Source organism: Fluviicola taffensis DSM 16823, assembly GCF_943372375.1.
Lineage (GTDB): Bacteria > Bacteroidota > Bacteroidia > Flavobacteriales_D > Crocinitomicaceae > Fluviicola > Fluviicola taffensis_A.
Genome location: NZ_CALRYJ010000005.1, coordinates 142,903 through 164,268, shown reverse-complemented (window position 1 = coordinate 164,268; position 21,366 = coordinate 142,903). Strand labels below are relative to the sequence as shown.

Annotated in this window: 22 protein-coding genes; 6 read left to right on the top strand and 16 right to left on the bottom strand. The window is 38.3% G+C overall.

Annotated elements, in window-relative coordinates:
* The first annotated feature begins 161 nt into the window (after nt 1-161).
* Nucleotides 162-965, top strand: a complete 804-nt coding sequence (locus tag AAG807_RS09545) for a TlpA disulfide reductase family protein (RefSeq protein ID WP_341902890.1) — start codon at nt 162-164, stop codon at nt 963-965.
* A 188-nt stretch (nt 966-1,153) separates the two neighbouring features.
* Here the strand turns inward: AAG807_RS09545 and rplI are convergent, their stop codons facing one another.
* The 4 genes from rplI to AAG807_RS09525 all read right to left on the bottom strand — a co-directional run bounded on the left by rplI (nt 1,154) and on the right by AAG807_RS09525 (nt 3,429).
* Nucleotides 1,154-1,600: a 50S ribosomal protein L9 gene (rplI, locus tag AAG807_RS09540; protein ID WP_294859008.1), complete on the bottom strand. Its 447-nt coding sequence runs from the start codon at nt 1,598-1,600 to the stop codon at nt 1,154-1,156.
* Nucleotides 1,601-1,631: 31 nt separating this feature from the next.
* Nucleotides 1,632-1,895 (bottom strand): 30S ribosomal protein S18, encoded by a 264-nt coding sequence (gene rpsR / locus AAG807_RS09535; RefSeq protein ID WP_013685774.1) that lies wholly within the window; start codon nt 1,893-1,895, stop codon nt 1,632-1,634.
* 28 nt (nt 1,896-1,923) lie between these two features.
* On the bottom strand, nt 1,924-2,271 hold the full coding sequence (gene rpsF / locus AAG807_RS09530) for a 30S ribosomal protein S6 (protein WP_013685773.1): 348 nt from the start codon (nt 2,269-2,271) through the stop codon (nt 1,924-1,926).
* A gap of 108 nt (nt 2,272-2,379) precedes the next feature.
* Nucleotides 2,380-3,429, bottom strand: coding sequence for a hypothetical protein (locus AAG807_RS09525; protein WP_341902884.1), 1,050 nt, complete (start codon nt 3,427-3,429; stop codon nt 2,380-2,382).
* Nucleotides 3,430-3,649: 220 nt separating this feature from the next.
* Between AAG807_RS09525 and AAG807_RS09520 the strand changes: the two genes are divergently transcribed.
* Nucleotides 3,650-6,421: a bifunctional aconitate hydratase 2/2-methylisocitrate dehydratase gene (locus tag AAG807_RS09520; RefSeq protein WP_341902882.1), complete on the top strand. Its 2,772-nt coding sequence runs from the start codon at nt 3,650-3,652 to the stop codon at nt 6,419-6,421.
* 169 nt (nt 6,422-6,590) lie between these two features.
* A complete protein-coding gene (locus AAG807_RS09515; RefSeq protein ID WP_341902879.1) occupies nt 6,591-7,835 on the top strand; it encodes a T9SS type A sorting domain-containing protein in 1,245 nt (414 codons plus the stop codon).
* 47 nt (nt 7,836-7,882) lie between these two features.
* Here the strand turns inward: AAG807_RS09515 and AAG807_RS09510 are convergent, their stop codons facing one another.
* From AAG807_RS09510 to AAG807_RS09500, 3 genes are all read right to left on the bottom strand, one after another.
* The gene (locus AAG807_RS09510) at nt 7,883-9,181 is read right to left on the bottom strand and encodes a WG repeat-containing protein (protein ID WP_341902877.1); all 1,299 of its coding nucleotides are present in this window, start codon (nt 9,179-9,181) and stop codon (nt 7,883-7,885) included.
* Nucleotides 9,182-9,304: 123 nt separating this feature from the next.
* Nucleotides 9,305-9,682, bottom strand: coding sequence for a hypothetical protein (locus tag AAG807_RS09505; RefSeq protein ID WP_341902875.1), 378 nt, complete (start codon nt 9,680-9,682; stop codon nt 9,305-9,307).
* A gap of 14 nt (nt 9,683-9,696) precedes the next feature.
* On the bottom strand, nt 9,697-10,092 hold the full coding sequence (locus tag AAG807_RS09500) for a hypothetical protein (protein ID WP_341902873.1): 396 nt from the start codon (nt 10,090-10,092) through the stop codon (nt 9,697-9,699).
* 328 nt (nt 10,093-10,420) lie between these two features.
* On the opposite strand from AAG807_RS09500, the gene AAG807_RS09495 reads away from it, so the two are divergent.
* Nucleotides 10,421-12,793: an ice-binding family protein gene (locus AAG807_RS09495; protein WP_341902870.1), complete on the top strand. Its 2,373-nt coding sequence runs from the start codon at nt 10,421-10,423 to the stop codon at nt 12,791-12,793.
* 158 nt (nt 12,794-12,951) lie between these two features.
* Here the strand turns inward: AAG807_RS09495 and AAG807_RS09490 are convergent, their stop codons facing one another.
* The 4 genes from AAG807_RS09490 to AAG807_RS09475 form a co-directional block, all read right to left on the bottom strand.
* On the bottom strand, nt 12,952-13,731 hold the full coding sequence (locus tag AAG807_RS09490; protein WP_341902868.1) for an ATP-grasp domain-containing protein: 780 nt from the start codon (nt 13,729-13,731) through the stop codon (nt 12,952-12,954).
* Nucleotides 13,732-13,891: 160 nt separating this feature from the next.
* On the bottom strand, nt 13,892-13,987 hold the full coding sequence (locus AAG807_RS09485) for a DUF5615 family PIN-like protein (protein WP_341902866.1): 96 nt from the start codon (nt 13,985-13,987) through the stop codon (nt 13,892-13,894).
* Nucleotides 13,984-14,205: a DUF433 domain-containing protein gene (locus AAG807_RS09480; RefSeq protein WP_341902864.1), complete on the bottom strand. Its 222-nt coding sequence runs from the start codon at nt 14,203-14,205 to the stop codon at nt 13,984-13,986. The genes AAG807_RS09485 and AAG807_RS09480 overlap by 4 nt, the downstream gene beginning before the upstream one ends.
* Nucleotides 14,206-14,279: 74 nt before the next feature.
* On the bottom strand, nt 14,280-14,597 hold the full coding sequence (locus tag AAG807_RS09475) for a hypothetical protein (RefSeq protein WP_341902862.1): 318 nt from the start codon (nt 14,595-14,597) through the stop codon (nt 14,280-14,282).
* Nucleotides 14,598-14,780: 183 nt separating this feature from the next.
* On the opposite strand from AAG807_RS09475, the gene AAG807_RS09470 reads away from it, so the two are divergent.
* Nucleotides 14,781-14,990, top strand: a complete 210-nt coding sequence (locus AAG807_RS09470) for a helix-turn-helix transcriptional regulator (RefSeq protein ID WP_341902859.1) — start codon at nt 14,781-14,783, stop codon at nt 14,988-14,990.
* Nucleotides 14,991-15,000: 10 nt separating this feature from the next.
* Here AAG807_RS09470 and AAG807_RS09465 read toward each other — a convergent pair whose 3' ends face one another.
* From AAG807_RS09465 to AAG807_RS09445, 5 genes are all read right to left on the bottom strand, one after another.
* Nucleotides 15,001-15,687: a hypothetical protein gene (locus AAG807_RS09465; protein ID WP_341902857.1), complete on the bottom strand. Its 687-nt coding sequence runs from the start codon at nt 15,685-15,687 to the stop codon at nt 15,001-15,003.
* A gap of 86 nt (nt 15,688-15,773) precedes the next feature.
* On the bottom strand, nt 15,774-16,856 hold the full coding sequence (locus AAG807_RS09460; RefSeq protein ID WP_341902855.1) for a PIN domain-containing protein: 1,083 nt from the start codon (nt 16,854-16,856) through the stop codon (nt 15,774-15,776).
* Between the two features lie 324 nt (nt 16,857-17,180).
* A complete protein-coding gene (locus AAG807_RS09455) occupies nt 17,181-17,741 on the bottom strand; it encodes a helix-turn-helix transcriptional regulator (RefSeq protein WP_341902852.1) in 561 nt (186 codons plus the stop codon).
* Nucleotides 17,738-18,082 carry a type II toxin-antitoxin system HigB family toxin gene (locus AAG807_RS09450; RefSeq protein ID WP_341902849.1) on the bottom strand — a complete coding sequence of 115 codons (345 nt, stop codon included), beginning with the start codon at nt 18,080-18,082 and terminating at the stop codon, nt 17,738-17,740. Before AAG807_RS09450 ends, AAG807_RS09455 begins: the two co-directional genes overlap by 4 nt.
* A gap of 269 nt (nt 18,083-18,351) precedes the next feature.
* A complete protein-coding gene (locus AAG807_RS09445) occupies nt 18,352-18,663 on the bottom strand; it encodes a DUF1016 N-terminal domain-containing protein (RefSeq protein WP_341902846.1) in 312 nt (103 codons plus the stop codon).
* Between the two features lie 384 nt (nt 18,664-19,047).
* Here AAG807_RS09445 and AAG807_RS09440 point away from each other — a divergent pair, with 384 nt between their 5' ends.
* The gene (locus AAG807_RS09440) at nt 19,048-21,327 is read left to right on the top strand and encodes an aconitate hydratase (protein WP_341902844.1); all 2,280 of its coding nucleotides are present in this window, start codon (nt 19,048-19,050) and stop codon (nt 21,325-21,327) included.
* Nucleotides 21,328-21,366 lie beyond the last annotated feature (39 nt).

Here is a 21,366-nt window from a genome sequence, read left to right as displayed (position 1 = left end):
CAACTAATTCGGATTTTTATTCTTACAACTATAATCAGTTTATTTCAGGCTCAAAGAAAGAAGCCAAATTGTTTCAGAGTAAGCAGGCCTTAAATGAACTAATTTCGCTTCAACATAATTACGAATTTTTCAATCCTTTGAATGACTTTCGCAATTCGGAAATGTCAGAACTTGACACAAATTTAATACAGTTTATAGGTGAAGAAAAGATAGGTTCTAATATGACGGTTCATTATAGGTTTGTTCCATTAAAAGACACGAATGATGCTGTTGAAATATTAAACTCAGCTTTGGACTTTTGGATTAACGAAAAAGATAATATTCCGATACGTTATTCTGTCTATTATCAAGTGGATTTATCTGGAGATACTTTAGAACAATACGATGAATTCAATCTCACTTCTTATTCTTTGGGTAATCAAGAGAATCATAAATTTAAAACCCCGGATTATTTTGTGAAAAATGGTATTCACCTTAGTGAATATGTTGTTAGTGAAAATGAATCAGATGAAAAACTATTGGTTGGTAGCAAAGTTCCGGATTGGGAGTTTATGACAAATAAGAAGATAAATTATACTTCGACTAATCTTTCTTATGGATTGGTGTTGTTTGATTTTTACTATCAAAGCTGTTACCCATGTTTAAAGGCAATTCCTTTTCTGAATAAGCTAAACAAGAAGTATGATTTGAAAGGAAGAGGTCTTTTAGTAGTTGGAATTAATGACATTGATCCGGTTGACGAGCGGTTCTATGAGTTCATTAAGAAAAAGCAAATCGGTTATTCGTTAGCAGTAAGTCCGAACAAATTGAATGAGGAATTTAAAGTGTCAGGTTATCCTACTATTTTTTTAATGAATAACAAGGGAGAATTGATTTATTCATCTGAAGGATATGGAGAACAATTGGAGGTCGAGTTGGAAAGCATAATCGTTGAGCACTTGAAGCAAGAAGGATTACTTAAATAAAAAATAGTCCGCTGATCTCGCAGATTAAATGAGTGTAGTGTGTTCCTTGATAAGATTGGAATACCTTTCTGCGTAATCCGTGAAATCTGCGGGAAATTTAGGATCATGGATTTCAATCGCCTGTATGGAAACAAAAAAATCCCGCTGCTCAAAGAACAACGGGATTTCAATATGTAGTTTGGGAAAAATTATTCTCCTACCACTTCAAATTTGAATACTGGCTTAACACCTTTGTGTAAGTTCGCTTCAGCTTCGAACGTTCCAACTTCTTTGATTGGTTCGTCTTTAATTTTCAACGATTTACGATCGATGTCGAATCCAGCAGCTTTCAATGCCTCAGACAATTGAACTGTGTTTACTGAACCGAAGATTTTACCGTTCTCACCAACTTTTGTGCTGATTTTTACAGTAACATCTGCCAATTTAGCTGCGATTGCTTCAGCCTCAGCAACGATTTTGGACTCTTTATGAGAACGTTGCTTCATCATATCCTCGTGCGCTTTTTTCGCAGAAGGAGTAGCCAAAGAAGCGTAACCTTGAGGAATCAAGAAGTTACGTCCGTATCCTGGCTTAACAGTTACAACATCATCCTTGTAACCTAATTTATCGATGTTTTTCTTAAGAATTACTTCCATGATTTCTTGTCTTTTAAATTAAAATGGACGACTATTTCAACATATCCCCAACATATGGCAAGATAGCCAAGTGACGAGCACGTTTAATAGCTTTATTAACTCTCTTCTGGTATTTCGCAGAAGTTCCGGTAATACGACGAGGTAAAATTTTACCTTGCTCATTTACCAAACGCAACAAGAAAGTAGCATCCTTGAAATCGATGAATTTAATCCCGCTTTTTTTGAAACGGCAATATTTATCTTTTTTGATCTCGATGTTAATCGGAGTAAGATAGCGAATATCGTTTTGTGACATGTTTTTAAAATTTTAAACGTGAATAAATTTAAGCTTCAACTGGAGCTCCGCTCATTTTTTTGCGACGTTTCTCAGCGTAAGCAAAGTGATCCTTGTCCATTTTCACAGTCAAGAAACGCATGATGCGCTCGTCACGTTTCATAATCAACTCCAAGTCAGCGATAACGGAACCTTCGCCATCGAATTGGAATAAGAAATAGAAACCAGTTGATTTCTTTTGGATCGGGTAAGCCAATTTTTTTAGGCCCCAGCTCTCAGAATGCGTTAATTTACCACCCATGGCAGCCAATTCGCTTTCGTACTTTTGCACTGCTTCCTTTGCCTGGTCTTCAGACAAAACGGGAGTAAGAATGAAAACAGTTTCGTAAGAATTCATAATTAAACTAATTTGTTATTAATACTAAAATACCGCCAAGACACACTTAGCGGGGTGCAAAGATAGAAATAAAATTGTTACAAGATTAGATTTGAGTCAAATAAGCGGCTATTTAAGACGGAAAGATTCCATGAACTCTTTAGAGGTAGGGTTGTCTCCTTTGGTCACCGCTGAAAGAACGAGCACTTGGTACAGGTATTTGTTCTTAAAGAATGATTTGGCTGTGAATTCAATTTGTCCGTTTAAAATGAGTGCCTTTGTTTCAATACACCAATTACCGTTTATTGTTGACTCAAGGTTGCTGATTATTCTTCCCCCGTTTTGTATCATAGGGCTATTTACAGCGTTTTCGTAAATGAAGTTTCTTTGAAGGTCTTCAGGCATTTTCAGGATCTCTTCTTTTTGGAAATCGATATAGTTTACCCCGTAGGCAAAATTACCAAACTCATCAAACCGTCTGCCGGAATTGGGTTTGTACATTTCGGTAACTATATAGGTAGGTCCGGTTGTTCCCTGAATAACCATTCTTCTGGTTTCGGTGGCTCCCGGAAAGTCAATAACAAATTTCTTTACCGGAATGCTTGGTTCCGGTTCCGGGTTTGGATTGATCTCCTTACTTAAAAGTTGGAATGAATCCAGGAATTCATTGATTTCAACGTTGTGCTGATTACTTGTGTTATAGCCGATTTCCAAAAGATATAGTTTGTCTTCAACATAGAAAACACGCCTTGTGTATCCTTTATTGTTCCTGATATCAGCCCAGACATACTCTCTTCCCGGATATTTATTAACGCTTTTGACCCAAGTGTTGATTAATCCGCCTTCTCCGAATTGTTGCAGGTAATCTGCTTGAGTGATTGCAAATAATTGAGACAGAAGATTCATGGAATCGGAATGAACAATGTTGGCCGGTAGCTCAATGCAAGTCACCGAGTAGGATGTGTTAAGCCCGGTTGTTGTTTCCATGCTGAATTTTTTCCCGGAAAACGAACCGAACGGGAATACAATTGTGCGCTCGGAAGTTGTTGGTTTACCAGGGAACAGGATTTTGAAATCAGACACTTCATCCGTAAAATACTGTTTGCCTGAATTGGAACAACTTACTATAAAAGCAGTGATAATAATCAGATAGAAAAAAGATTTTATTGGATAAGCCATAGTTGATTTTTACTGAAAGTTCATCAGGTTCAAAAGTAGTAATTAATTAACTACTGACCTGGATGCTGGAGCCCGAAGAGTAAAATAAGGACGTTCATAATTTAGAACCAATCTTAATAATTCGAAACTATACTTTCTTAGCAAACTTTGTGTTTCAGTTTCCATTGCTTTTCCCTAAATTCGCGCGTCGAACAAATGTTAAAAAGCAAGACTTCCTTTTATGAATACCTATCAAGAATACATCCAAGAGATTGAAGAACGCAAACTTCAGGGGCTTCACCCAAAACCAATAGATGGTGCAGAGTTGTTAAGTGAAATCATCAGGCAAATTAAAGATGAGAATAATGCTTATCGCGAAGATTCACTGAAGTTTTTCATTTACAACACCATACCGGGAACTACCAGTGCTGCCATTGTGAAAGCAAAATTCCTAAAGCAGATCATTCTGGGAGAATCCGTTGTGAATGAAATTTCTCCGGCTTTTGCTTTTGAATTGTTGTCACACATGAAGGGAGGACCTTCTATTGAAGTGTTACTTGATTTGGTTCTAGGACATAATCAGGATATTGCGGAACAAGCTGCTGCTGTTTTGAAGACACAAGTTTACTTGTATGATGCGGATACGGATCGTTTGAAAGAGGCCTTCAAAAACGGAAACGCAATCGTTAAAGATATTTTAGAAAGTTACGCCAAAGCGGAGTTCTTCACGAAACTTCCGGAAGTGGCTGAAGAGATCAAGGTCGTCACGTTTATAGCCGGTGAGGGAGATATTTCAACGGATTTACTTTCTCCGGGTAATCAAGCACATTCACGTTCAGACCGCGAGTTGCACGGGAAATGTATGATTACTCCTGAGGCTCAGGACGAAATCAAAGCATTGCAGGCACAACACCCGGATAAGAGTGTGATGCTGATTGCTGAAAAAGGAACTATGGGTGTTGGTTCATCCAGAATGTCAGGTGTGAACAACGTAGCACTTTGGACAGGTAAACAAGCTAGTCCTTATGTTCCATTTGTAAACTTCGCTCCGATTGTTGGAGGAACGAACGGGATTTCTCCGATCTTCCTTACTACGGTGGATGTGACCGGTGGAATTGGTTTGGATTTGAAGAACTGGGTGAAAAAGCTGGATGGAAACGGAGAACCGATCCGCAATGAAAGTGGTGATCCGATTTTGGAGGAAGCATATTCTGTTGCTACAGGAACGGTGCTTACGATCAATACGAAAAAGAAAAAACTATATAAAGGCGACCAGGAGGTCATGGATATTGCCAAGGCATTCACTCCTCAGAAAATGGAATTTATCAAAGCAGGTGGATCTTATGCCATTGTTTTTGGTAAAAAGCTTCAGACTTGGGCTGCGAAAATGCTGGAGATCGATACTCCGTTGGTATATGCTCCATCCAAAGAGATTTCTGTTGAAGGACAAGGTTTGACAGCGGTTGAAAAAATATTCAATAGAAACGCTGTTGGAATCACTCAAGGAAAAGTATTGCATGCAGGTTCGGATGTTCGTGTGGAAGTAAATATCGTTGGTTCACAGGATACAACCGGATTGATGACCGCTCAGGAATTGGAATCCATGGCTGCGACTGTTATTTCACCGATTGTTGACGGTGCTTACCAAAGTGGTTGTCACACAGCTTCGGTTTGGGATAAGAAAGCTCAGGCAAATATTCCGAAACTGATGAAATTCATGAACGAATTCGGTTTGATCACGGCACGGGACCCGAAAGGTGTTTATCTGTCGATGACAGACGTAATTCACAAAGTATTGAATGACATTACAATCGATGAGTGGGCTATCATTATCGGTGGTGATTCACATACACGTATGTCGAAAGGAGTTGCTTTTGGTGCCGATTCAGGTACGGTTGCTTTGGCACTTGCTACCGGAGAAGCTTCCATGCCGATTCCGGAATCAGTAAAAGTGACATTCAAAGGAACCATGGAAGAGTACATGGATTTCCGCGATGTGGTTCACGCTACACAAGCTCAGATGCTACACCAGTTTGGTGGTGAAAACGTTTTCCAGGGACGAATCATTGAAGTTCATTTGGGAACATTGACAGCTGATCAGGCATTTACATTTACTGACTGGACTGCAGAAATGAAGGCAAAAGCTTCTATTTGTATTTCGGAAGACGATACCTTGATCGAATCATTGGAGATTGCGAAGAGCAGAATCCAGATCATGATTGATAAGGGAATGGATAACGAGAAACAAGTGCTTCAAGGATTGATCAATAAAGCAGATAAGCGTATTGCTGAAATCAAATCGGGAGAAAAACCGGCTTTGACTCCGGATTCAAATGCGAAGTATTACGCAGAAGTAGTGGTTGATTTGGATCAGATCGCAGAACCAATGATTGCTGACCCGGATGTAAACAATAAAGACGTTTCCAAACGCTATACACACGATACAATCCGTCCGCTTTCTTTCTATGAAGGAACCAAAAAGGTAGATCTTGGATTCATCGGTTCTTGTATGGTTCACAAGGGGGATATGAAAATCCTTGCTCAGATGTTGAAGAATGTGGAAGCACAAAACGGGAAAGTGGAATTCAAAGCTCCGTTAGTAGTTGCTCCTCCTACATATAACATCGTAGATGAGTTGAAGGCGGAAGGCGATTGGGAAGTATTGCAGAAATACTCCGGTTTCGAATTCGACGACAATGCACCGAAAGGAGCAGCTCGTACTTCGTATGAGAACATGTTGTACCTGGAGCGTCCAGGATGTAACTTGTGTATGGGTAACCAGGAAAAAGCAGAAAAAGGAGATACCGTAATGGCAACATCTACGCGTTTGTTCCAGGGAAGAGTCGTGGAAGATGCAGACGGTAAAAAAGGAGAGTCTTTACTTTCTTCCACGCCAGTTGTTGTTCTTTCCACCATTTTGGGTAGAACGCCATCCATCGAAGAATACAAAAAAGCGGTTGAAGGAATCAACTTAACGAAGTTTGCGCCTTCACATAAGTTGTTGGTGAATTAATTAGCCTTTACTAAAATATCGAAGCCCCGGTCACTGAGCGTAGTCGAAGTGCCGGGGTTTATTTTCTTTAAGCCCTAGTTAACTCAATAGTTACTACAGGAGACATTTTCGCAACAAAATAAATCATCAAATGCTTTTCTTTTGAAAGAACTATTTATGATTTATTATTATGAGAACAACAATTACCATATTCCTGATAAGTTTGTTTTGCAACTTTTCATACTCGCAGCTAAACTGGACTGTTATTAAATATGATAGCTTAGGTAACAGACACGACGATGTTTTCTTTTTGGATGATCATTTAGGTTGGGCAGTTGATGGATCCGGCGGTTCTGTTTTTAAAACAACGGATGGAGGACTGACCTGGGAATTGAAATTCCAGACTTCCAATTATTTGAGAAATATTGAATTCCTCAATGAGGATATTGGTTTTTTCGGGACACTTGATAATAAGTTTTACCGTTCTGTAGATGGCGGAGATACCTGGGGCTTGGTTACTATTTTGCCGAATCCACCGGCAATTTGTGGTTTGGATGCGGTGGGTACTTCAACGATTTACGGATGTGGTGCGTATTTTTCTACTTTACCATATATTATAAAGTCTATTGATAGTGGAGTTACCTGGCAATATATCGATATGTCGGCCTACGCAACCGGGCTGGTTGAAATTCTTTTCATAGATGAGCAAGTTGGTTATGTTTCGGGCAAAAATAGCGCAGGAGGTATTATTTTGAAAACCGAAGATGGGGGAGTTAGTTGGACGGAAATCTATAATTCTCAAACTCCGGGTGATTATGTGTGGAAATTACAATTGTTGGAGAACAATACCCATATTTATGGGTCCATTCAATCGCCGGTTACAGGCAGATTATTGAAATCCACAGATTCCGGACAAACCTGGGAAACCTTACCATTTGTTGAGAAATTCGTGCAAGCGGTTGGGTTTATTACACCGGATCATGGTTGGATGGGAGGACATACCACCGGATTTTATGAAACGACAGATGGCGGTCATACCTGGAATTTTTTAGGTATTGGAAACAATTTGAATCGGATTTTTGTGATTAACGCTCATCTTGTATACGCTTCTGGTGCGGGATTATATAAATATGGATACAGCACATTATCAACAGGAGTAACAGAAGGTAAGCCGAAAGATGCATTGTCTGTTACCATCACTCCGAACCCATTTTCTGAAAAACTGAATTTTTCGATTGATTTTCAGCATGGAGACAATCTGGTTGCTGAGCTCTATGATGCAAGTGGGAAATTGTTGAAGGAATTACTCATTGATAAAGTGGACAAGGCTCAGAAAAAGAATTATTCCGTAGATTTTCCTTATTCACCAGGTAAATACATCCTGAACATTCACACCAATAACGGACGCAGGTCTTTTAATGTGTCTAAGATCTAATTCGCCGGATCAATGACCGATAAACTGCTTGAGTAAGTTCCTGTATTTTATTCCCCATTGCTCATGTGGTTTCGGGGATTCGGTTTGTTGCTTTCTATTTTCTTTCCGTCCAAAGTATAAACATCATATTCCGAATTCGCCGGTTCTTTTTGGACGAAAATGTAATCTTTGATTCTAAACCAGTTTTTTAAAATGGAGTCGTATTCTATGGGTGTGATTAAGGTCGATAGGTTATATACGCCGAGTTTGCCTTTTTCTATTGTCCAATAATTTTCCTGGTAATCATCATTATAAAAGACAGTTCCGCCTTTATAAACCACCCAAATGGTTGATTCTACTTCGTCTATCCAATCATATTCAACAGGTACAACAATGGTGTTGTGAATGTCGATAATTCCCCATTTTACATTCCTGATTGCTGTTCTTGATTGCTTTTCGGTGTCTTCGTAATCAAACACTTCTATTTCGCCGATTCCAACTTTAAAGTACTTGGGGTTCCTGAGAAAATCTACGTAACAATAATCATTCGGAATGATGACTTTACCTGCCCTGTCAATGATTCCCCATTTTCCTTTGCAATGAATCATTTCATAGCCGTCGTACTCATCATAATAAGGGTCTTCATCTTCTTCTAAATCGGTAATGCTTTTAAAATAGTTATAGCTTTCTGGTGAAGGAGCGCCATAAGTATTGCTTGAAGCGTTTAAAAGTTTAGAAAAAGGTAGCTCTGCGAGTGAACTGTTCTCCGGGTCAAATACAAAGTATGTTTTATCTTTTTTGACAATTACCTGGTTGTTCTCTGCAGCAGTAAAGATCTCAGTAAAATCAAAATCCAGGACTAGAATATCATTCCGGTTTACGATTCCGTATTTTCCATCCTGAAGTGCTTTTAGATAGACAGCGTTCAGAGCTTGCAGTTGTTCGTATTTGGGTGTTATCAGTTGCGTGAAATTACTGTCCAGAAGCCCAATTTGTTCTTTGCGGTTGAGAAAGACGTTGCCGAAGTCATCGATGGATGTTCGTTCGCCCGATTTTGATTGCCAAACCAATTTTCCATTGAGATCATAATAGAGATAGGTGTTTTTATCTCTGTTCCAGGTATCATTTTCGTATTTTACAGCTTCAATAAGGTTCAGGCTTTTGATAAATCCGATGGAGTCGTAAATTGGCCTGACTAAATAACCGTGCGACCAAAAAAGCCCAAATCGCTTAACGATTGCCAAAACTCCCCATTTCTCGCTTTGATTCTTGAATACAGTAATCTCGTCTGCTACCAACTCACTATAAACGACTCTGAATACTCGTTTTATATTTTGGGGTAATTGATTGTATGGAGTTTCATTCATAATTGGCGTCTCTAACTTGTTTTGTTAAACCTTCGGGGAAAGGTGTGCTTAGTCCATTGATTAATAATATATCGAAACCCCGGTCATTGAGCGTAGTCGAAGTGTGGGACTATTTAATGCAAATTACCCACGTACATATGTTGATCGATCATGAGGAGGTGGATCGGAATCCCAACCGAATTTCTGCAATGCTTCCCGGGCGAGGATTCTTAGTTCCTTCCAAAACGGATGTGTTTTTAATTCATCCGCTATAGATATACTCAAATCCTCTTGAGGTAAATTATCTATAAACAAATCGATGTCTTTCAGGATTTTAAGTTGTTCATCTGAAAAAATATCGGGATAATTTCCAATTGCAACGCGGTACCAATTGTCAAATTCCAATAATAGCTCATCGGTCACTACCACGAAATCAGGAAAGGACGCAAGCTGATCATCTGCTTCTGAAGAGAGTGTTTGTATAGACCATTTTAATTGATCAACTACTGATTGTTTGTTCATTTGTTAATTTTGAATTACTCCTTTTCCCCACTCAACGTAACCGTATAATTAGCTCCCATTGGTCCGGTACTGCATAAATCGTCGGTAAATGAAAGGTCAAATCCCTTTTTTGAAATGTCTCCGATTGTTGAATTGCATTTAGAGATTGCTCCTTTCTTCGATACGGAAAATTCAACCCGATCTCCATCATGCCATTCTATTTTTATATTGCCTTTGTCTCCATATTCAATAACTCCGTTGTATTGAATGGTGGTTTCGCTGGGGGGTCCGCTCATTTGCGAATAACTGTAATGATAGGTGATGGAATAATCGCCTAAATACTTATTTCGATAGTCGAATAGTTTCTTCTCACAACCTGATAAGGTTGAAATAAAAGCAAGGATGAGGATGCAGGTTAGTTTTCTGATCATGTTTTCTTTGTTGAAATTGATTTATTGTTGCCAGGTTGGCTTGCCAAAGATTTGTCCATCAAAATTGCTGCGAAGCCGAAACTCGAATTTATGAAAAATTTTCCTAAGAAGTAAGTCGCTTATCATTTTTGGTAACCTCTTTTATAAAGTCGCACGATTCAATACGAGTTCAAGGCAAGTTTGCTTCTTCTCATAAGTTGTGGCTTGCGTCAAGAAGTTTGGTATCATGCAAAATGTGGTACTTATGTAACAATACTCAATGATTATGTAATAGCAGTCTGTTGTTATGGTTTAGCTTTGATTAAAGCTAATTAACACAGATCATTAAATGAAAAAAAACATACTCTTTTCGGCTATTATTGCAGTGATCCCGTTTTTTCCTGAGTTAAGTTTTGGACAAGCTCCTGACTTTGGGGAAGCCTCAGGATTTGCCGCATTCACTTCTTCAGGTGCGTTCTCAAATGTAGGTCCATCAAATGTAACCGGCGATGTTGGGAATAATGGCGGGGCATTCACTGCATTTCCTCCGGGGGTACTGGTTGGCCAGATACATACTATCGATGCTGTTTCGCAACAAGCAGCGATAAGCCTGACCTCAGCAAACACGACTTTGGTAAATATGGCTTGCGGAACAACCATAGGTCCTGCAATGGGCAATGGTCAGGTACTTACTGCCGGTGTTTATTGCCAGACTGGTGTCACTAATTTATCCGGAAATTTGATATTAGATGCTCAGGGTGATGCGAACGCTGTATTTGTTATAAAAATAGGCGGCACATTCACAACAGCGGCTTCATCAACTATTATCCTTTCAAATTCTGCTTCTCTTTGCAATGTCTATTGGCATGTTGTTGGTGCTGTTGTTTTAGGTCCTAATTCAACCTTCGGTGGAACAATCCTAAGTAATGCAGCAGTCACTTTAAATGATGGGGCAAATCTCTCAGGGCGGGTCTTTACAACAGCCGGTGCATTGTCTCTCACGAATAATATCATTACTATAGCCTCAACACCGGTATCATCAACTATTTCCTCAAACGGACCACTAACATTTTGTTCCGGAGACAGCATTGTGCTCTCAGGGAATGTAAATGGTGCTTGGAACACCGGCGAAACAACGTCTGAAATAACGGTTTATTCGGGGGGAGATTACTATGTAACCAATTCGAATGTATCTTGCAGCGTAGAATCCAATCATATCAATGTAATAGTAAATCCCGTGCCTTCTGCCATGGTTGGGGATAGCGCAACTATTTGCAATCTCAGTAATGTGATACTTGGTGCTTCTCCTGTTGCCGGAAATACCTATTCCTGGACGCCCGGAATTGGATTAAGTTCGTCAACAATTGCAAACCCGGTAGCAAATCCCTCTCAAACAACGACTTATATACTAACTGAGTCAATTGTTGCTACAGGTTGTTCCAATACAAATTCTATTGTTGTTACTGTTGATAATGTATTATCGGCGTCAGTAATAGCTGTAAGTGGTCCAACCACCTTTTGTGGGAACGAATTTGTGGTTCTATCAGGGAGCATAGGTGGAACATGGAGTAACACCGCGGCAATATCCACATCTTCACTCACTGTTAATACAAGCGGCGATTACTATGTTACCAATACAAACGCCTGTAATACGGTAGTGTCCAATCACATCGCAATAACAGTAAACCCGTCACCGGCAGCAGAAACAGGAAACGATCTTTCTATTTGTTATGGAAGTCTTGCAGCGCTGGGTACAGCTTCAACTCCCGGGCACACTTATTCATGGACTCCTCAATCCGGTTTAAATTCTGCCACAAGTGCTCATCCTTACGCCAACCCTTCAGTATCTACAATCTATACATTAACCGAAATAAATACGATCACCGGATGTTCAAAATCAAATTCGGTCATTGTAACCGTTAATTCTTTACCTCCGGCTATCACCATAAATAACACGACAATTTGTAATGGGGAGAGTATCCATATAGGTGGTAATTCTACAACGGGTAATTCTTACCTATGGACACCTGCAATAGATTTAAGTTCTTCGATCATCTCTAACCCGGCAGCAAGTCCTAACGATACCATAACTTATACCTTAACAGAAACGGTCATTGCAACGGGTTGTTCTCAATCAAATTCGCTTACTCTATCTGTTAATAATGCTCCAACTATCGTAACACAGCCTGCTGATCAGGATGTCGTATTTCAAAGCCCGGCTGTATTCTTTGTAGAAGCAACTGGTACAAACCTTACCTATCAATGGCGCAAAGGGTTGGTAAATCTGGTCAATAGCAGTAATATTTCTGGTGTTACTACTGATACGCTTACAATAAATGTAGTAGGTATTGCAGATACATCCGGTAACTACAATGTGGTAATATCCGGAGTTTGCTTAAATAATTCTACATCGCAAAATGCATCACTGAGTATTGATTCTACTGCAGGCTTGGTTGTGTCTGATATGGTAGGAATCCCTGAAATAGTAAGTGTTTTTCCAAATCCTTTTTCAAGTGCGATAAATGTTGTTTTAAATGACCCCGCTCAAACAGGCTTGGAAATCTCTATTTATAGTGTTTTAGGTACAAAGGTCATGAGTGGATTGTTAAATCCGGGACTGAACAGTATTGAAGCAAGTAGTTATAAAGAGGGGGTTTATATTTACTATGTGAAAAGCAATGAAAGCATAGTACAGCAAGGGAAATTAGTCTCCGGTCGATAGATACATCATAGTGTGATTAACTTGCCAGAATAGTGAAATCATTTGGGTGCGTTTGTTCTTCAGTACAATGTTTATGTAAGAAATGCTAGTGCAATATCTGTTGTCTCACCATCGTTTTTTAAAATGCCCTATAAGGATTTGCGGAATAGAGTTCGTTGTTATGCTTTATCAGTTAATTTCTCTTCTAGTGCGATTATTAATTTTTCAATATCTGCTTTATAAAATCCAGCGCTATTTACACAATTGATTTCTACAATTTTCCATCCGTCATCCGTTAAGCAAATATCCATAACAAATGCATCTGCAACTTCATAGATTTTTGCCATTCTTTCAGCAAAGTTTATTCCTTCAAGATCAACATTTTCTTCAAACTCGATATTCCCGTGAAAAAAATAGTATGAACTTGTAACAACCTTTCCGTCTACAATCCAAATACGAGCCTCTTTATATATTTTTTTCGGTTTGGTAATTTGGATTTTAGTATCCTTTTTCAATGGAATATTTCCGTTGCTATTTAGGGTTTGCTCTACAAAATCATTCCATTTAGTTTCAGTAAATCTTTTACCGGTAAAAACTTTTGCATCTCTGCTTGGTCTTATAAATTTTTCTTCGCCCACTTCCCATTTCAAGTCATTACCAAATTCAGAAATTTCGCTATCAAAGTTTAATAAATTTTCACCATAATACTTGGAATATACTTCAAACGAATGGTTTCCTCCATAAAAAGAACCGGGTTTGAAATGATACTGCTGAGCAATTCTTGCCAATTTAACGGAACCATAAACAAATACATTTTTCAAGTCTGTTTTGAATGCAAAATTTTCTGCTAAAGGTTCAACTTTGACAATTTCAAAAGGTAAATTTAGTTTTTCTAATACACGAAAAATTTGATCGTAATTGGGCTCCCTAAATATATTTTCTTGAATGATGTAATACATTTTTTAGTGTTTAATTAGTTCTTTATTCTCTGTGTTGATGGCGGGTTTTGTCTTGGAATGGATTAGTATTGAAAGATTATTCGCTAGTCGAATAGTTTCTTCTCACAACCCGATATGCTCGAAATGAAAGTAGGGATGAGGATGCCGGTTAGTTTTCTGATCATGTTTTCTTTCTAACCTGCTTGGCGTCCGGGAAGATATCTTGAATGAAATGGATGATTCGGTGAGAAATATTTTGATCGAACAACAGTTTCATGATGCGATCCCTAAATGACCTTCTTTAGATGCCGCGAAAAATAAGCAAGCATTAATTTGTTCTTCATTCAATTCCGGGAAATCCTGAATAATCTCTTTGCTTGACATGCCATTTGCAAGCCAGTTCAAAACATCAGCAACAGAAATGCGTGTCCCTTTAATGATTGGTTTGCCAAATCGCTTTTCGGAATTAATTTCTATGTATTGCTTGTAATTCATGTAACGAATTTCGTAATTAATTGTGAGTTAAACAAATGAGTATTCCATAAAAGCAGTTTCGATCAGGTATTTTGTCAGCGGTCGTTTTTTAAGGTTGAACGATGCACCGTCAGCTCCAAATAAATTTCCTGTGCCAGTTGATTCAACTGATTTTGTGATTCCGAAATGTTCAGGAATCTGGCTTTTTGCGTCAACTCCAGGTAATGCTCATAAATCCGGTCGGAGTCTTTGTTTTCAGGAAAACCCATCAAGGAGAAAATGGTGTCGCTGATATTCAAATAATAATCTGCAGCGCGAAGGCCCAATGCATCCAAACCCAGCAGCAATTTGTGGTTTACCAAATCGTCTTTAATCAATGATAGAATGACTTCTTTCTCCATTTTTGGTTTCATAGCAATGAGATTTTCATATTTTTTTGTTGACACGGAAATATAATTTCTTGCTACAAGATTATAATAAATAATATTATTATGCAAATTAAAACGCATGAAAATATTATTTTTTGCTGTTTGGAGATAATTTTCAGGTGTTTGGAATTTTGCGATATTTGCAGGAGAAGTCAATATATTTGCACCATGGCGAAAGTGAACTTAAATAGAATCAAGTCTGTTCTGGCTGAAAAGAATAAAAGCAGCAAGGATTTAGCGAGTCATTTGGGTAAAACCGAATCAACTGTTTCGCGTTGGTGTACCAATGAAGTGCAACCGTCTATTGAAACGCTTTATGAGATTTCGAAATTCCTGGAAGTAGATATGCGGGAGTTATTGGTGGCGACGGGGAAGTGATTTTGTTAACCTATCGTTTTTTATTTGCCCATTCAAGATCCGCTATTTTATGGGTATACTGCCTTACTTCATCTGCAACTTCTTTTAATTCATGGTCATCGCTAACGGTCATTAGAAGTTCGTCACTGATTTTATAAAGTATTTTATAAGCATAAAATGCTCTTTTTCTTAATTCTTCGAATCTTTCAGGGCTGGTTACTGGATTGATTTCTTCAAGATTTTCGTTGTCCCAATTGAAATCGATTTGTTTTAACTCAAATTCTGTTTCCATCTCATTTATTGCTTTGAATCCAAGTTTAAGAGCTACTCCTTTAGAGTTTAAATAATTCTTTTCGCCAATTGCATTTTTTTCAATGGTTATTCTTTGACTCTTTCTTTCATCATAAAATAAATAGGGAAGGATTGATTCCTTTAATGCAGTTGTTAGATAACCTTTCTTCCTGCTCTTAGGATTTACATACCAATGTAAGTCATCTTCCATGTCAAGCACTGCTCCAACGTATTTGGAGAATTCATTTTTTATAAAGAAGAATCTATAAGAACTAAAATTTCCAATAATATCATCGGTCATTTTGGGTTGTTTTTTCCATACTTTGGCAACATCAACGTTTTCACTAATTTGTCGGGTGAATATAGATTCACTTGCTTTCCCATTATTAAGTCGGTCAATATATTTTCTTATTTCTCTTTCTGTCATTGAAGTGTCTCGTTTTCGGCCTTTGCTTTCATGCCAATTATCGAATATCAACTTTTTAGTATGAAGAACATCTATGTTATGAATTGTTATTCGTATCCGTGTGCTTTTTTTACTTTTCTGAAATAGGATTCCTCTGGGAAAAAATCATAGAATTCAACATTCTTGATCGATTTGTTTTTTTCGTCATACTCCATTCCAAAATGGAATAACATAAAATCATTAAAGAAAGGTCTACCTTGTTTATCAAAGGTATTTGGATAAAATCCGTCGATATATTTCTCAAAATATTCTTCGAGTTTTTCAATATTAGGTTCCTTCTCAAAGACCATTTCTACATCGACTAAAACGTGAGCTATAATTTTGATTTTCTTAGTCTTGGAATCCTTATGGCCATAAAAATCTTCAATTTCAATTTTACCGATATTTAATTTTTCGAGTTTGAAATCTCTATTTTCTTCGTAGTAAAACCCGCTAATATGACTTGGAATCGAATCTTTATCTTTTATTAATTCATCTTTAATTACTTCAATCGGGAGCGATTTTAAAATCAAGTCAGAGGTCAGATCAGCTGAATTAAATCCGAATTCTCTTAAATAGCTTGAAATTGATTCAATTACTTTTATGTTTTGAGCACCATGCTTTTCTCGAATACTATCGAGAACTGGATTGTCAGTAAAAATTCTATCTTGCGATATTAAAATGATTTGATCTTCATCATACTTATTAGCTAACCAAATAACATTAAGCCATATTAAGTAATCACGGGTGTTGTCTTTCTTTACATCTTGCCGATTTTTTAGCAAAAACTCAAGTAATTCATCTTCATCAAGTGAAATATCTATTATTGGATTGAATTTTCCTTTTCTTAGTTGTTCTTCGATGAAAGAAATTTGTTTTTCTGAGAGTTCGTTAAATTCAGGCTCTTCAATTTTTTCAAATCTCTCCAGGTTCTTTAATTTGTTATAAGAAACTTGAATCGAATTCGTATGTTTCTGGATGACTTCTCTTTTGTAGAAATCTAAGAATTCTCGACGAACCGTTTTGGGGATGACAAGCTCACTACCTGATGAATAGCAATAATCTTCCAAGGCCAAAAGATCTACGGCTTCATAGAATTTAGTTCCTAGACCTCGCAAAATGTTAGTATCTAAAACAATAATGTTTGTCATTTGCTCTTAATTACATAACTCGTTTATAAACATAAGATCGCAAAAGTATACCGGTTTGAGAAATAGATTCAATACAGTTTCGCTACACCAAAATAACCAATATTCTGAAAATGGAAACTCATCCTTCACTTCCTCCTTATTCCGTCGCGGCAAACGGTTCATCTGCTGCTTACAGAAAGCGAGTGCATGCATCCGCGAGATCTGCGTGCTAATTAAGTAACCTTCTTTAGTTCGGGAAACAATCCACCCATCGAAAAAATCAATGCATTTTCATTCCTTGCTATCTGAATCGTATAAATCCATGGAGAATGATTTTACAGCCAATTAGTATAAAACAAAATCATCACTGGTCAACCTCACCTTGGGTTTGTCCAATTTTATCACAGCTTCCTGCACCTTTACCTGGTCTTCTTTCGAGAGGAATACGGGAATCAATACGGCGATATCAATTTTTAATAAGCGATTGATGATTACTAAATCTTTTAGCGTAAATGGTTTGATACCATTCATCAATTCAGACATGTGAGTCTTGCTTTTGTGACCTAAAAGGGATGCCAGGTTTTCTTGGGTTAAATCCAGTTCTTTTAACTTTTTCCGGATTGCTTGTTTCCTGTTTTCCAGGAATTGTCTTTCCAGTTCTGCAATACGTTCAGATTTGGCACTTTCCGCGAGTTTTTGATCATCAATTTTGTCAACATCACTCCACTCAGAAGCTTCATATTTTTCTATGATCTCACGCAGTTTCGTTCTCAAATGTTTGAAATGAATACTTTCCTTTGCAAGGAGTCTTAGTTTTCTGTCAGCAATAAGCGCTCTGTCATAATCTAATTCATTGGTGATTATGCTTTTTTCTACGATTGCTTCTATGTCAAAATGTGTTTTCATGATGCTATGTAACCATTTTTTCGCAACCATTTTTCAATGGTCGATTTATTGTTTTTAAATGTTGCTTCATATTCCTGATGAGTGCCTGCCCAAACAATGGTGGCTTCTCCTTCATCATCCAATTCAATGAGTATAAGCGTTCGATGAATATGAATATCAAAAAAGTAAAATCCATCACTATGCACACAGTCTGCATCACTTCTAATGTCATTCAAACTTTTTTCACTCGGATTAAACTTTTCCAAATCTGCTATTAACTGATCAATTTCAGCGCACAGTTTTTTATTTCCTATGTTTTTCTTTTTGACCTTTAAAATTGTTTTCTTTCCTATAATTCGCATAGTAGTGGTTTTGCAAAGATACAAAAGTTCTGATATAAACCGAACTTTTTATGCTAATTTGTTGCGTTTCAGATTTTGCTTTATCTTTGTGATATCTTATTCCCATTAGTCCCTGAAGCAATTCAAACTAGTGGGTTTCATTTTTTATATGGTTATTGTTTTCAATCGACATCAATTCCAAGTTTTAAATTGATATTTCCAATTTAGCCTTTTAATTTAAGTCTTTTTGGTTTAAAAGTCTAATACTTAGATACCGCTCAAAATACAAATTAATCCATAAAGAAGTTTAGTTTTTCTCTCACCACTGGTGAGAGTTTTGGAAAATCTTTATAGGTTTCGTAAAACTGTTTCATTCTCCAGATATTCTTATCGGAAAAGCCTTTAATTTCAGGTTCATGAGTCTGAATGTGTTTGGCTAAATCAGTAACAATGGAATCGCCCCATTCCGAGTCTTCAATTTTCTTACTGATGTATGCTCCGATATTCCAATAGAGGTTTATTAGTTCAGAGTTTACGGCTTTTATAACATTAGTCCGAGATTGTTTGATTAGCTGAATGATGTCCGTAAAACGATTGTCCATGAATTAGTTCTTATAGTATAAATATATAATTTTAATTCGCTTTTTTTCTTTGGTCTTTTGAAGGGGCTCACATATCAGAATTGCTATGAAAATTTAATTTAAAAGTTCATAGAATGGTTTACCAACTGTAAATAGATACACTGAAGGTAATACCATCGAAAAAATCAATGTGTTTTCATCCTTTGCGTTTATATTCTGCTTATAGAAATTTGGCAGATACATCTGCGTAAATCCGCGCAATCTGCGTGCAAGATTGGAGATGTATTTTAAGTATGATAAACAATCCGCTTATGTATAGAAAAAATCAATGCATTTATAAATAGTATTTAGAGGATGTCATTTTTTTAATACTTAAATTTAGGCTTATTCAAAAATGTACTAGAAATGGCTGTTTTCGATTTAGATATGATCCGAAAAGTCTACGCTGCTTACCCGGAACGCGTAGCTGCTGCAAGAAAAGTGGTTGGTCGCCCTTTAACTTTGACAGAAAAGATATTATATGCACATCTTTGGGATGGAGCTGCAACGATTGTCCATGAACGTGGGAAGTCGTATGTGGATTTTGCTCCGGATCGTGTAACGATGCAGGATGCAACAGCACAAATGGCTTTGTTGCAATTCATGCAAGCCGGGAAACCAAAAGTAGCTGTTCCTTCAACGGTGCATTGCGACCATTTAATTCAGGCAAAAGTGGGTGCTGATGCCGATTTACAACGCTCATTGAATGAAAGCAGCGAAGTGTTCAACTTTCTGTCTTCAATCTCCAATAAATACGGAATCGGTTTCTGGAAACCGGGAGCAGGGATCATTCACCAGGTTATGCTGGAGAATTACGCCTTTCCGGGAGGAATGATGATCGGAACCGATTCTCATACCGTCAACGGAGGTGGATTGGGAATGATTGCCATCGGCGTCGGTGGTGCTGATGCGGTTGACGTGATGGCCGGAATGCCCTGGGAGTTGAAATTCCCGAAATTGATCGGAGTGAAACTGACTGGAAGACTGAACGGATGGACTTCTGCGAAAGATGTGATCCTGAAAGTGGCGGATATTTTGACTGTAAAAGGAGGAACGGGTGCCGTTGTTGAATATTTCGGTGACGGAGCGATTTCGCTTTCTGCTACAGGAAAAGGAACCATCTGTAACATGGGGGCTGAGATTGGCGCTACGACTTCCACATTCGGGTATGACGATTCGATGCGTCGCTACTTAACGGCAACAGGTCGTGCGGAAGTGGTTGCTTTAGCAGACCAGGTCGCAGATCATTTGACGGGTGATCCGGATGTTTATGCAAACCCGGAAAAGTACTTTGATGAATTGATCGAAATCGATTTGAATACCTTAGAACCTCATATCAACGGACCATTCACTCCGGATCGCGGAACACCGGTTTCTAAAATGAGAGCGGAGGCTGAAGCTAACGGTTGGCCGATGAAAGTAGAGTGGGGTCTGATCGGATCTTGTACAAACTCATCTTACGAAGACATGTCCCGTGCGGCTTCCATTGTGGAACAAGCCGTTGCTCATGGAATCACTCCGAAAGCGGAATTCGGTATTAACCCGGGATCCGAGCAGGTTCGTTTCACCATTGAGCGTGATGGAATTATTGCGACATTTGAGAAAATGGGTACGAAAGTGTTTACCAATGCTTGTGGACCTTGTATCGGACAATGGGATCGCGAAGGTGCCGACAAGCAAGAGAAAAATACGATTGTTCATTCATTCAACCGTAACTTCTCCAAAAGAGCAGACGGTAACCCGAATACACATGCATTTGTGACATCTCCCGAAATGGTTGCTGCTTTGGCAATCTCCGGTGATTTGGGATTCAATCCATTGACAGATACATTGACAAATGATAAAGGAGAACAAGTGAAATTGTTGCCTCCTCATGGGGATGAACTTCCGAAAAAAGGATTTGATGTGGATGATCCGGGATATCAGGCTCCAGCTGAAGACGGTTCAGGAGTTCAGGTAATTGTAAAGATGGATTCAACGCGCTTGCAGTTGTTGGAGTCTTTCCCTATTTGGGATGGACAAAACATTCATGGTGCGAAATTGCTGATCAAAGCATTCGGGAAATGTACAACCGACCACATTTCAATGGCTGGTCCGTGGTTGCGTTACCGCGGTCACTTAGATAATATTTCGAATAACATGTTGATTGGTGCTGAAAACGCATTCAACGGAAAAGCAAACGAAGTGGTAAATCAATTGACTGGTTCAACCGGAGAAGTTCCTGCTGTAGCTCGTGCTTATAAAGCGGCTGGTATTCCTTCGATTGTTGTGGGAGATCACAATTACGGGGAAGGTTCTTCCCGTGAGCATGCTGCAATGGAACCACGTCATTTAGGTGTGCGTGCGGTAATCGTGAAATCATTTGCACGGATCCATGAAACAAACCTGAAGAAACAAGGAATGTTGGGATTGACTTTCGCTTACGAGGCAGATTACGATAAGATCAGAGAAGACGATACCTTCAACTTCATTGATCTGGTTGATTTCGCTCCGGGAAAACAATTGACTTTGGAATTGGTTCATGCGGATGGTTCAACAGAGGAGATCAAATTGAATCATACCTATAATGCACAACAAATTGATTGGTTTAAGGCAGGATCTGCATTGAACCTGATTAAACTGGAAAGTCAGAAAAATAATAGTTAGATATATTAGTAGGGGTGCGATTAATCGCACCCCTACTGT

Bases quoted from the DNA above. Each gene is read 5' to 3' on its own strand.
- AAG807_RS09545 (WP_341902890.1), top strand. From the start codon at position 162: ATGTCAGAACTTGACACAAATTTAATACAGTTTATAGGTGAAGAAAAG.
- rplI (WP_294859008.1), bottom strand. From the start codon at position 1,600: ATGGAAGTAATTCTTAAGAAAAACATCGATAAATTAGGTTACAAGGAT.
- rpsR (WP_013685774.1), bottom strand. From the start codon at position 1,895: ATGTCACAAAACGATATTCGCTATCTTACTCCGATTAACATCGAGATC.
- rpsF (WP_013685773.1), bottom strand. From the start codon at position 2,271: ATGAATTCTTACGAAACTGTTTTCATTCTTACTCCCGTTTTGTCTGAA.
- AAG807_RS09525 (WP_341902884.1), bottom strand. From the start codon at position 3,429: ATGGCTTATCCAATAAAATCTTTTTTCTATCTGATTATTATCACTGCT.
- AAG807_RS09520 (WP_341902882.1), top strand. From the start codon at position 3,650: ATGAATACCTATCAAGAATACATCCAAGAGATTGAAGAACGCAAACTT.
- AAG807_RS09515 (WP_341902879.1), top strand. From the start codon at position 6,591: ATGAGAACAACAATTACCATATTCCTGATAAGTTTGTTTTGCAACTTT.
- AAG807_RS09510 (WP_341902877.1), bottom strand. From the start codon at position 9,181: ATGAATGAAACTCCATACAATCAATTACCCCAAAATATAAAACGAGTA.
- AAG807_RS09505 (WP_341902875.1), bottom strand. From the start codon at position 9,682: ATGAACAAACAATCAGTAGTTGATCAATTAAAATGGTCTATACAAACA.
- AAG807_RS09500 (WP_341902873.1), bottom strand. From the start codon at position 10,092: ATGATCAGAAAACTAACCTGCATCCTCATCCTTGCTTTTATTTCAACC.
- AAG807_RS09495 (WP_341902870.1), top strand. From the start codon at position 10,421: ATGAAAAAAAACATACTCTTTTCGGCTATTATTGCAGTGATCCCGTTT.
- AAG807_RS09490 (WP_341902868.1), bottom strand. From the start codon at position 13,731: ATGTATTACATCATTCAAGAAAATATATTTAGGGAGCCCAATTACGAT.
- AAG807_RS09485 (WP_341902866.1), bottom strand. From the start codon at position 13,987: ATGAAACTGTTGTTCGATCAAAATATTTCTCACCGAATCATCCATTTC.
- AAG807_RS09480 (WP_341902864.1), bottom strand. From the start codon at position 14,205: ATGAATTACAAGCAATACATAGAAATTAATTCCGAAAAGCGATTTGGC.
- AAG807_RS09475 (WP_341902862.1), bottom strand. From the start codon at position 14,597: ATGAAACCAAAAATGGAGAAAGAAGTCATTCTATCATTGATTAAAGAC.
- AAG807_RS09470 (WP_341902859.1), top strand. From the start codon at position 14,781: ATGGCGAAAGTGAACTTAAATAGAATCAAGTCTGTTCTGGCTGAAAAG.
- AAG807_RS09465 (WP_341902857.1), bottom strand. From the start codon at position 15,687: ATGACAGAAAGAGAAATAAGAAAATATATTGACCGACTTAATAATGGG.
- AAG807_RS09460 (WP_341902855.1), bottom strand. From the start codon at position 16,856: ATGACAAACATTATTGTTTTAGATACTAACATTTTGCGAGGTCTAGGA.
- AAG807_RS09455 (WP_341902852.1), bottom strand. From the start codon at position 17,741: ATGAAAACACATTTTGACATAGAAGCAATCGTAGAAAAAAGCATAATC.
- AAG807_RS09450 (WP_341902849.1), bottom strand. From the start codon at position 18,082: ATGCGAATTATAGGAAAGAAAACAATTTTAAAGGTCAAAAAGAAAAAC.
- AAG807_RS09445 (WP_341902846.1), bottom strand. From the start codon at position 18,663: ATGGACAATCGTTTTACGGACATCATTCAGCTAATCAAACAATCTCGG.
- AAG807_RS09440 (WP_341902844.1), top strand. From the start codon at position 19,048: ATGGCTGTTTTCGATTTAGATATGATCCGAAAAGTCTACGCTGCTTAC.